This is a genomic window from Pseudomonas sp. PS02303, assembly GCF_029959925.1.
Classification (GTDB): Bacteria; Pseudomonadota; Gammaproteobacteria; order Pseudomonadales; family Pseudomonadaceae; genus Aquipseudomonas; species Aquipseudomonas mandelii.
In genome coordinates this window covers 1-10,226 of sequence record NZ_JASCOM010000211.1, presented here as the reverse complement: position 1 = coordinate 10,226, position 10,226 = coordinate 1, and the positions used below count along the sequence as shown (strand labels likewise).

The following is a 10,226-nucleotide window of genomic DNA, read 5'->3' as shown; positions in this document are numbered from 1 at the left end:
GCTCGCGATAGGGCCATGTCAGTCAACATCAAGGGCGACTGACATACCGCCATCGCGAGCAGGCTCACTCCTGCATTTATTACGGTGTTCAGGTGGCTGAGTGTGTCTGGTGCACGGGCAGTTCGACTCGGAACGTGCTGCCCACGCCCACTTCACTGCGCACCGAAATATCCCCCCGGTGCTTCTTGACGATGCCATAGGACAAGGACAACCCAAGCCCTGTCCCCTGGCCCACCGGTTTGGTGGTGAAGAACGGATCGAAGATTTTCTGCAGGCTGTCCGGCGCGATACCGGAGCCGGTGTCGGCCACCTCAATCCACACCCGTTCACCCTCAAACCCGGTGCGCAGGGTGATGGTACCCCGCTGTGGGCCCATCGCCTGGGACGCGTTGACGATCAGGTTCATGATCACCTGGTTGATTTGCGATGGCAGGCACTCGATGTCGGGCAATGGCTGATACTCCTTCAGCACATCGGCCTTGTACTTGAGTTCATTGGCGACGATGTTCAAGGTCGATTCGATGCCCTGTTGCAGATTGGTCCACTGCCATTCCTGGTTGGAGTCCACCCGGGAGAAGTCCTTCAGGTCCTTGACGATCTGCCCCACCCGGTTGATGCCCTCCTTGGATTCCTTGATCAGCAATGGAATGTCCTCGCGCAGAAATTCCAGTTCGATGCGTTCCCGTAACTGACCAAGCCGCTCGATCACCTCATTTGAAGCAATCGCCTCTTCGGCCTCGCGATAGGCATCGAGCATGTCTTGCAGTTGCTTGAAGTAGCCATCAAGACTGCCAAGGTTGGAAGAAATGAAGCCGATGGGGTTGTTGATTTCATGGGCAACGCCGGCCGCCAATTGCCCCAGGGACGCGAGTTTTTCCGATTGCACCAGTTGCGATTCAAGCTGTTTGCGCTCGTCGATTTCCCGCTGCAACGCCTCGCTGGCCTGTTTGAACTGCGTGGTGCGCTGGTCCACCAGATGCTCCAGATGGCTCATCTGCACGGAGGCGCGTTCGGTCATCTCCCATTTGGTCAGCAGGGTGTTGGCCATCTGCTGGACTTCGATGTTGTCGAACGGTTTTTTCAGGATCAGCAACCGATCATGGGCTTGCAGTCGGTCCAACAGCTCATCCCAGGAATAGTCGGAATACGCGGTACACACCACCACTTGCAGGTGCGGATCTTCCTGCCACAGATGTTCGATGGTTTGCGCGCCGTCCCAGCCTTCAGGCATGCGCATGTCGACGAACGCGAGGGCGTAGGGCCGGCTTTCCTGCAAGGCCTGAGTGAGTTTGCCCAGGCCTTCCTGGCCGCCATACGCCGAATCCAGTTCGAACAGGGCCGTGGTGGTTTTGATTTCACGGCCAAACAGCGTGGCTTCCATCTCGTCCAGTTCCAGGTGCTCCACCGGAACCGGGGTGAGGATCTTGCGAAAGTCGTCATGAATCGACGGTGTGTCGTCGATCAACAGAATGCGTCGGTTCGAATGCTCACTCATGCCTCCTCCGGGACGGTTTTCAGCGGAATCTGCAAGGTGAACTGCGCGCCCTTGCCGGGCCCGTCACTGTGGGCGCTGAGATGGCCGTTCATTTCTATCGCCGCGAGTGCGCAGCTGTGCAGACCAAAACCGTGGCCTTCCTTGCGGGTGGTAAAACCGTGGGCAAAGATGCGCGTCATGTTCTCCGGCGCGATGCCTTCGCCATCATCCTTGACGCTGATTTGCAGGGTGGAGTCTTCGACGATTTTCACCCCCAGGGTCATTTGTCGCGGACGATTGCTGAGGTCGGACATGGCGTATTTGGCATTGCTGATGAGGTTGATCAGGATCAGCAGCAATCGGTGTTTGTCGCCCATGACCTGCGGCACCTCGTTGTACTCCTTGACCACGGTGACGTGGTGCCGGGTCAGGGCACCGGAGTTCATGCGCAGGGCGTCTTCCAGCAGTTCACTGATGTGCAGCGGTTCCATCAGGCTGTTGGCGCCAGCGTAGGACTGCTGGGTGGCGACGATGTCCTTGATGTGGTCGACGCTTTTGGTCAGTTGGGCGAGTTCGTCGGTCATGCTTTGTTGTTCGAGCGCGATGGCGTCGACCAGTTGATTCAGATAGCCGGGCAGCAATTTGCCTTTAGCGTCCTGGGTCAGAAAGGCCCCGAGGTCGCCTTGATGCTCGTTAATCAGCTGCATCGCCTTGCCCAGCCCCTGGGCCTTGCTGCTGCGCAGTTTGCGGCTGACCAGGTCGGCGGAGATGTTCACGCTGTTGAGTACGTTGCCGACGTTGTGCAACACATTGGTGGCGATTTCCGCCATGCCGGCCTGGCGCGCGGTGTCCAGCAGTTCGCTCTGGGTATCCTTGAGTTCGCGGGTGCGTTCTTCGACCCGTTTTTCGAGGTCATCATTGGCGGTTTTCAGGGCCTTGTTGACGCGATTGATCACGGTGAAACTGCGCATCAAGTGAATCGCCAGGTACACCAGCAACAGCACCAGCAGCACCGAAAACACCAGCATGTAAAAGTGATAACGCTGGTCGACCGCATCGGTGCGCTGCTGATCGTTGTTCAGCAGATCGGTGATGCCGTCCAGCCGCTCGGCCACGGGAATCGCCTCGATGTTTTCCAGCAAGCGGTTGACCACCGGTTGCTCACGCAGAATGAGCTCAATATGGTTATTGAGCACATCCAGCGGACTGTGGAACTCCTCCGGCAGTCGCAGTTTGTTCACTTTCAGTTTGCTCAATCCCACCAGGATTTCGGCGGCCTTGTCGTCAGAGGTAACCATGGCGAACTCCATGGTGCTGAGTACCAGGTCATAGGTGTCGTTGGCGATGTTCTGCAGTTGCAGTTTGTCGCCGTCCTGCAACTGGGCGAGGGGTTCCTGAATGTCGTCTTCGGCGGTCGGCAGAAACGCCAGTGAGTTGCGCAACACAGCATTGTGGGACTTGAACTGCTCAACCAGCCGGATCTTTTCCTCGAAGGCGCTCAGGTACGCATCATGGCTGGTCAACCAGACGGGCGAGGTGTTGCGGCTGTGATTCGACGACATTGTGTCGAACCGTTCCCACAGGAGCGTCATCTCGGTCAGCGGTGTGACCAGCGGATCGTAGTTGTGGTTGATCGCAATCCTGGCCTTGAGGATTTCCGTTTCCCACTGCGCATTCAGCTGTTTCATCCGGGAAATCAGATCCCGGGATTCGGTGTAGGTCGACGTCTGATTGGAGTTGGATTTGAGGTACAGAAACAGCAGTGTCGAGGCCAGTATCAGGGCCATGATACCGAGGAGTGCCACACTGCGTCGGCGGGATATTTTCATAATGGTTTGCCCTCCCATTCACCGGTCAGGGTCTTGAGGAATTTGATGATCAGCACCTTGTCCTCGACAGAGGGGATGCGTCCCAGTTGAAATGAGAACATCACCTCCACGGCGTCTTCGAGGGTTTTGGCCGAGCCGTCGTGAAAGTACGGCGCGGTCACGGCGACGTTCCTCAGGCTCGGGACCTTGAACACGTAGCGGTCCTCTTCGTCCTTGGTCAGCAGGTAGCGGCCCAGGTCGGTGTCGGTCGGGTTGCCTCGTGTCTTGAAGTAATCGCCCATCACCCCGAATTTCTGGAACATGTTGCCGCCGATATTGATTCCCTGATGGCAGGCGATACAGCCGTAATCCTTGAAGCGTTGGTAACCGTATTTCTCCTCGCGGGTGAGAATGTCGGTGTCGCCCAGCAGGTATTGGTCGAAACGCGAGTTGGCACTGATCAACGTGCGCTCGTAGGTCGCCAGGGCGTTTTGCACATTGATCATGGTCACACCGTCCGGGTAGGCGTTGCCGAACGCGGTTCGATAAGCGGCGTCGGCGGACAGCGTCTGCACCACGTATTCCCAGTTGCTGCCCATTTCACTGGGGCTTTGCACCACGGCGTGGACCTGGGTTTCCAGGGTGTCGGCGCGGCCGTTCCAGAATTGCCGGAAGTTCAGGCTGGCGTTAAACACGCTCGGAGTATTGACCGCCACTGGCTGACCGTTGAAACCGATGGAAAACGCCTTGTTATCGGCGCCACCGCTTTCCAGGCGATGGCAACTGGCACACGAGAGGCTGCCGTTGACCGATAAACGTGGCTCGTTGAACAACTGGCGACCGAGTTCGACACGCAGAGGGTTTTGCTGCGGCACGGCCGGCAGCGGTTTGAGTGGTTCGTCCAGTGGCGCGCCGCTGGCCGTCAGACAGACTCCGAGCAGAGGCATCAAGAGCAAGCGGTAGAGAAATGGCGACATCCTGTAATTCCTTGGCGGATAGCCCGTGTGTCGCTGCTTATCGGTCATGTGGCGGCAGGGGGAGGGGATTTCACCGACGTCAGGTAGTGCACGAAGTCATCCGGCGCCACGGCTTTGCTGAAGTAGTAGCCCTGGCCTTCCTCGCACTGATGGGCCTTGAGGAAATCCAGTTGTTCGAGGGTTTCCACCCCTTCGGCGATGATGGTCAGTTTCAGGCTCTTGCCCAGGCTGATGATGGCGCTGACCAGCGCTGCGTCGTTGATGTCACGGCTCAGGCCACGAATGAACGACTGATCGATTTTCAGCACATCGATGGGAAAACGCCGCAGGTAACTCAGGCTGGAATAACCGGTGCCGAAGTCGTCGATGGCAAGCCGCACCCCCATGGCCTTGATCCGGTTCAGGGCGGTGACCGTGGCATCGACGTTCTGCATCAGGACGCCTTCGGTGATTTCCAGCTCCAGCAATGACGGGTCCAGACCGGTTTGTTTCAGGACCTGTTCAATGCCTTCGACAAAGCCTCGTTGGCGAAAGTCGATGGCCGACACATTCACCGACATGCACAGCCTCGGCAGCCCCGCCGCCTGCCAGGCGCAGGCTTGCCGACAGGCCTGGGCCAGCACCCATTTGCTCAACGGTACGATCAAGCCGCTGTCTTCGGCCACGCCAATGAAGTCCGACGGGTAGACCCAGCCATGCCCCGGTTTCTGCCAGCGAATCAAGGCCTCTGCGCCGACTACCTCACCGGTGCCCAGGTCGAGCTTGGGCTGGTAATGCAGGACAAATTCGTCCCGCTCCAATGCCAGGCGAATGCCCGACTCGATGGTCTGCTGGTCCCGGGCGCGCTGGTTCATTTCTTCAATGAAAAAGCGGAAGTCGTTGGGGCCGCTTTCCTTGACGTGACGCATCGCGGTTTCGGCTTTCTTGATCAGCGCGATCGCATCGAAGCCATCATCGGGGTAGATGCTGATGCCCAGGCTGGCGGTTACGCTCAGGTCATGGCCGGCGATGTGCTGGGTCGTGCCAATGGCGTTCAAGAGTTTTTCGGCGATGCCTTTGGTCTGCTGGGGATGGCGGATGTCAGCGAGGATCACCACGAACTCATCAGCGCCGTAGCGAAACACCGAATCGGATTCGCGCACCGTGGACACCAGGCTTTGCCCGACCCGTTTAAGCATCTCGTCACCGGCCGGATGGCCCAGGGCATTGTTGATGCGCTTGAAGCGATCAAGGCCCAGGAACATCACTGCCAGCTGCTTGTCATGGCGGCGCGACAACGCCAGGGACTGGTTCAGTCGATCTCCGAGCAACGTGCTGTTGGGCAGCTCGGTCAAGACGTCGTATTGCAACAGGTGGGACACCTTGAGCAGTTCGTGGACCCGCGCCTCGATGGTTTGCTCCAGGCTTTGCACTTTTGTCTCCGCGTCCTGGGTCATCTGCCATTTCCAGGTCAGGGCGCTGGCCATCTGGCGGATTTCCAGACTGTCGAAGGGTTTTTTCAACACCAGTAACTGGTCGCCGAACTCCAGCCGTTCAGCCATGTCCTCCCAGCTGTAATCCGAATAGGCGGTGCACAGCGCGATTTGCAGGTGCGGGTCGATCTTCCAGAGCTGTTCGATGGTTTCCAGCCCGTCCCAACCCGGCGGCATGCGCATGTCGGTGAACGCCATGGCGTAGGGGCGACCTTCGGCCTGGGCCCGCTGGACCAGCTCAAGGGCTTCCTGGCCCTGGTAGGCGGAATCGAGCTGGAAGGTCAGCCGGGCCGGTTGTTGCGTGCCGAACAGCGCCTCTTCCGTGCCGGCCAGGGTCTGCTCATCTTCAGAGTCAGGGCCGAGGATCTTGCGAAAATCCTCATGAATCGAAGGCGTGTCGTCGATGATCAGGATGCGCCGGTTGGTCCGGACGGACGACGTTTTCATCACTTGTCCTCCGTGGCGTGCGGGTTGTCCAGGATCGGTCCGTGGCTTGCGGGCACGATGCTGCCGGCTTTGAGCAACTGGGCGGCTTGTTGGCTGCTGACCGCTTTACTGAAAAAGTAACCCTGTGCGTTCATTGGCGAGCCTGTGGCCATCAGCGAACTACGCTGTTCCTGGGTTTCGACACCTTCGGCGATGATTCCGATCCCTACTTCTCGAGCGAAATTGATGATTGCGCGCAACGTGTTGGCACTTGCCGGGTCGCGGGCAGCGGTGTCGATGAAAGCCTGGGCGAGTTTCAGGTGATTGACCTGGTAGGTCTTGAGGTAGTCGAACGAGGAGTATTCGGTGCCGAAGTCGTCGATGGCGATCTTCACCCCCAGCTCGCGCAGGCGTGGCAGCACGTCGTTGTGGGTCCATTTGGTCTGGGCCAGGGTGGCTTCGGTGACATCGAAGCGCAGGTCCCAGGCGCACAATTCCCAGCGCGCGGTGGTGCGCAGTACGTCATAGATCAGTTCGGGCCCGCTTTTCAGTTGGGCCAGGGACAGTTTGATGGCAATCACCGGGGGCGCCATGCCTTCGTCGCGCCACAGACGCATTTGCTGGCAGGCGCGATCCAGCACCCAGTGCCCGAGGGGGATGATGGCGCCGGTTTTTTCCGCGGCCGGCAGGAATGCCGACGCTTCCAGCAAGCCGCGCTCGGGGTGGTTCCAGCAGACCTGAGCTTCCATGCCGAGGATCTTGCCGCTGCTCAGGTCGACTTCCGGCCAGTATCTGAGTTCGAGTTCTTCATGGTCGATGGCCGTGCGCAGTTCGCTGGCGATGGTCATGCGCTCGACCACCTCCTGATTGATCTCCTCGGAGTGGAAGTGATACTGATTGCGGCCCTTTTCCTTGGAGCGATACAGCGCCATGTCAGCCTGGCTGAGCAAGCCGTCGGCGCTGGTGATGCGCGGCGAATAGCTGCTGATGCCGATGCTGACCGACACCCGCACGTCATTGCCGTCCAGGGAGTAGGGCAGCACCAATGCGTCGCGGACCTTGGCCGCCAGGGACGCGGACTGGGTCGGGTCGCTGACGTCCAGTTGCAGGATGGCGAACTCGTCGCCGCCGAGGCGGGCGACCACGTCGTTTTCGCGCACACAGGCTTTGATGCGCCGGGCCACTTCCTGCAGCAACAGATCGCCCACCGGATGACCGAGGGTATCGTTGATGCGTTTGAAGTGGTCAAGGTCCAGGTAGAACATCGCGAACGGTGTTGCACCCCGGCGCGCAGCGGCGAAGGCCTGATGCAGGCGCTCGATCAAGGTGGCACGGTTGGCCAGCCCCGTCAGCCCGTCGGTGCGGGCCAGCAGGGCGATTTTCTCCTCGGCGACCTTGCGTTCAGTGACGTCGATGATGATGCCTTCGACTTCCAGTAAACGTCCTTCGGCGTCTCGCACCGGAATATAGCGGTTTTCGACCCAGCGCCAGGCACCGTCGCCGGTGCGCATCCGAAACTCGATGGACGCGCCGCCCGCATGGCGATCCAGCACTCGGGCCATGGCCGTGTCGACTTTCGGCTGGTCGTCGGGATGGATCAACTCCCGGGCCCAGTTGGCCGAGGCGACCAGATTCGCCGCGACATGACCGTACTTGGTGATGTTGTGGGAGATGTACATCAGCGGAAACGACGGTTCGCCCCGCAGGCGATACAGAATGGTCGGGCTGTTCTGCACGATGATGTTGGCGTCGGACAGCTCCCGGGTGCGTTCTTCCACGGCCTGTTCCAGCAACGACATCTTCAGTTCGGCGTCTTCGGTCATTTGCCATTTGGCGGTCAGGGCGCTGGCCAGCTGACGGATTTCGATGGCATCGAATGGTTTTTTCAGGATCAGCAGGCGATCGCCCAGTTCCAGGCGTTCATCGATGTCTTCCCAGGAATAGTCGGAATAAGCGGTGCACAGCGCCACTTGCAGCTTGGGATCGACCTGCCACAGCCGTTCGATGGTTTCCAGGCCGTCCCAGCCCGGCGGCATGCGCATGTCGATGAAAGCCATCGCATAGGGCAGGTCGTTGGCCAGCGCTCGTTCAACCTTGTCCAGTGCTTCCAGCCCCTGAAACGCCGAATCGAGCATGAAACTTTGCAGGGTTGCCGTCGCTTGCGTCCCGAACAGGGCTTTTTCGGCGCTGATCAGGTCGTCGTCTTCGGGCGATGGCGGGCTGAGGATCTTGATGAAGTCCGCATGAATAGACGCGGTGTCGTCGACGATAAGTATCCGACGGTTGGTTCGTGCCAGCAGCGTATTCATAGGCATACGCCGGGAGCGGTGGCAATGTGGTGGTGCGGTGTGCTCATAGGGGCATCCTTTCCCTGATCACGTGGCCAAGCGCAGAAAGTGGATCCGAGTGAACTGAGCATAGTCGCCTGTGCAGCACTTCGCCCGGTCGCCTGAAACGAATCATTTCCAGGGGCGTTGCTGGAAATCATCTAGCCTGTAGCTCAGGCAGCGCCAGAAACGGAATGTTCTGGCTGATGATTGACGCGACGACGCCCGTTTTGCTTGAGGTAATGCCATGGAAGAGCAACTCCCCACTACTTTTGCCGATAAACCCACGATTCTGCTGGTCGACGACGAGGAGTCTATCCTCAACAGTCTGCGCCGGCTCTTGCGCGGCCAGCCCTACGAAGTATTGCTGGCCACCAGCGGGGAGCAAGCCCTGGATATCATGGCGAAACAGCCCGTCGACCTGGTGATGAGCGATGCGCGCATGCCTAACATGGACGGCGCCACGCTGCTGGCGCACATTCACCAGCGCCATCCCGACACGCTGCGCATTTTGCTGACCGGTTATGCCGACCTGACGATGATCGTCAAAGCAATCAACGACGGGCAGATTGACCGATACATCAGCAAACCCTGGCACGATGAGGAATTGCTGCTGACGTTGCGACAATCCCTCGCCTACCAGCGTTCCGAGCGCGAACGCCTGCATCTGGTGCAGGAGACCTGGGAGCAAAACGAAGAATTGAGGTTGCTCAACGCGACCCTGGAGAAACACGTCGCGTCCCGCACCGCCGAGCTGCAGCAGACGGCCGACATGCTCGACCTGGCCTACGAAGAGCTCAAACACAGCTATGTCACCGGCACCGAGGTGTTCTCGCTGCTGGCCAACCTGCGTTTGCCACCGGCCAAGCAGACGAACCGGCAGATCATCGAACTGGTGCGGGTGTACTGCAAACTCCATGGCGTGGACGAGGGCAGTACCCGCGACCTGACCATGGCCGCGGCGCTTTACAACATCGGCAAGCTGAGCTGGACCGACAGCATGATGACCGCGCCTGCGGATTTGCTGCACCACAACGATCAGGAACGCTATCGCGGTTATCCGAAGCAGAGCGAATCGTTGCTGATGACCCTCGATCCGATGAAGGATGCGGCGCGCCTGATCCTTCACCACCAGGAGCGCTGGGATGGCACCGGTTTCCCCGACCGGCTCAAGGGCGAGGCGATTCCGCTCGGGGCGCGGTGGCTGAAACTGGCGGTGGATTTCATCGAGTTGCAGCGTGGGCTGATCCTTGAGCGCCAGATGAACAGCGATGAAGCCCTGGTCTATATCCGCCAGTACGCCGGTCGTCTCTACGACCCTGATCTGGTGGAGGACTTCATTCAGGTCTGCGCCGCCTACCAGAGCGATGTGTCACTGGCCGATCCGACGGTCAAGGTACTGACGACCCGGGACCTGGCGACCGGCATGATTCTGGCGCGCAACCTCAATGCCGATAACGGCATGCTGTTGCTCAATGCGGGGAAGGTGCTGAGCGGGCCGCTGGTGGAGAAACTGATCGCGTTCGAAGCGATGGAAGGGGCGAAATACAGCGTTTTTGTGAAAGTGCCGGAGGAGGTGGCGGCTGCGCTTCTCGAAGCGGATCCGCTAGTCCAGGCTCAGCCCTGACCCCCTTTGGAAGACTCAACGCTGACCCCCTGTGGGAGCGAGCCTGCTCGCGAAGACGGCCTGACATTCACCATGGATGTCGACTGAAAGACCGCTATCGCGAGCAGGCTCGCTC

6 protein-coding genes are annotated in these 10,226 nt (G+C 59.4%); 1 reads left to right on the top strand and 5 read right to left on the bottom strand.

Annotation, left to right across the window (positions count from 1 at the left end):
* Positions 1-88 precede the first annotated feature (88 nt).
* Genes QMX98_RS27630 through QMX98_RS27610 form a run of 5 tightly spaced genes read right to left on the bottom strand, consistent with a single transcriptional unit; the run spans position 89 to position 8,472 of the window.
* On the bottom strand, positions 89-1,495 hold the full coding sequence (locus tag QMX98_RS27630) for an ATP-binding protein (protein ID WP_010457738.1): 1,407 nt from the start codon (positions 1,493-1,495) through the stop codon (positions 89-91).
* Positions 1,492-3,303: a DAHL domain-containing protein gene (locus QMX98_RS27625; protein WP_010457736.1), complete on the bottom strand. Its 1,812-nt coding sequence runs from the start codon at positions 3,301-3,303 to the stop codon at positions 1,492-1,494. Before QMX98_RS27625 ends, QMX98_RS27630 begins: the two co-directional genes overlap by 4 nt.
* Positions 3,300-4,259, bottom strand: coding sequence for a cytochrome c peroxidase (locus QMX98_RS27620; protein WP_010457733.1), 960 nt, complete (start codon positions 4,257-4,259; stop codon positions 3,300-3,302). The genes QMX98_RS27625 and QMX98_RS27620 overlap by 4 nt, the downstream gene beginning before the upstream one ends.
* Before the next feature lie 44 nt (positions 4,260-4,303).
* The gene (locus QMX98_RS27615) at positions 4,304-6,178 is read right to left on the bottom strand and encodes an EAL domain-containing protein (protein WP_077749826.1); all 1,875 of its coding nucleotides are present in this window, start codon (positions 6,176-6,178) and stop codon (positions 4,304-4,306) included.
* Positions 6,178-8,472 carry an EAL domain-containing protein gene (locus tag QMX98_RS27610; RefSeq protein ID WP_042932615.1) on the bottom strand — a complete coding sequence of 765 codons (2,295 nt, stop codon included), beginning with the start codon at positions 8,470-8,472 and terminating at the stop codon, positions 6,178-6,180. Before QMX98_RS27610 ends, QMX98_RS27615 begins: the two co-directional genes overlap by 1 nt.
* A gap of 259 nt (positions 8,473-8,731) precedes the next feature.
* On the opposite strand from QMX98_RS27610, the gene QMX98_RS27605 reads away from it, so the two are divergent.
* Positions 8,732-10,111 (top strand): HD domain-containing phosphohydrolase, encoded by a 1,380-nt coding sequence (locus QMX98_RS27605; protein ID WP_282411677.1) that lies wholly within the window; start codon positions 8,732-8,734, stop codon positions 10,109-10,111.
* Positions 10,112-10,226 lie beyond the last annotated feature (115 nt).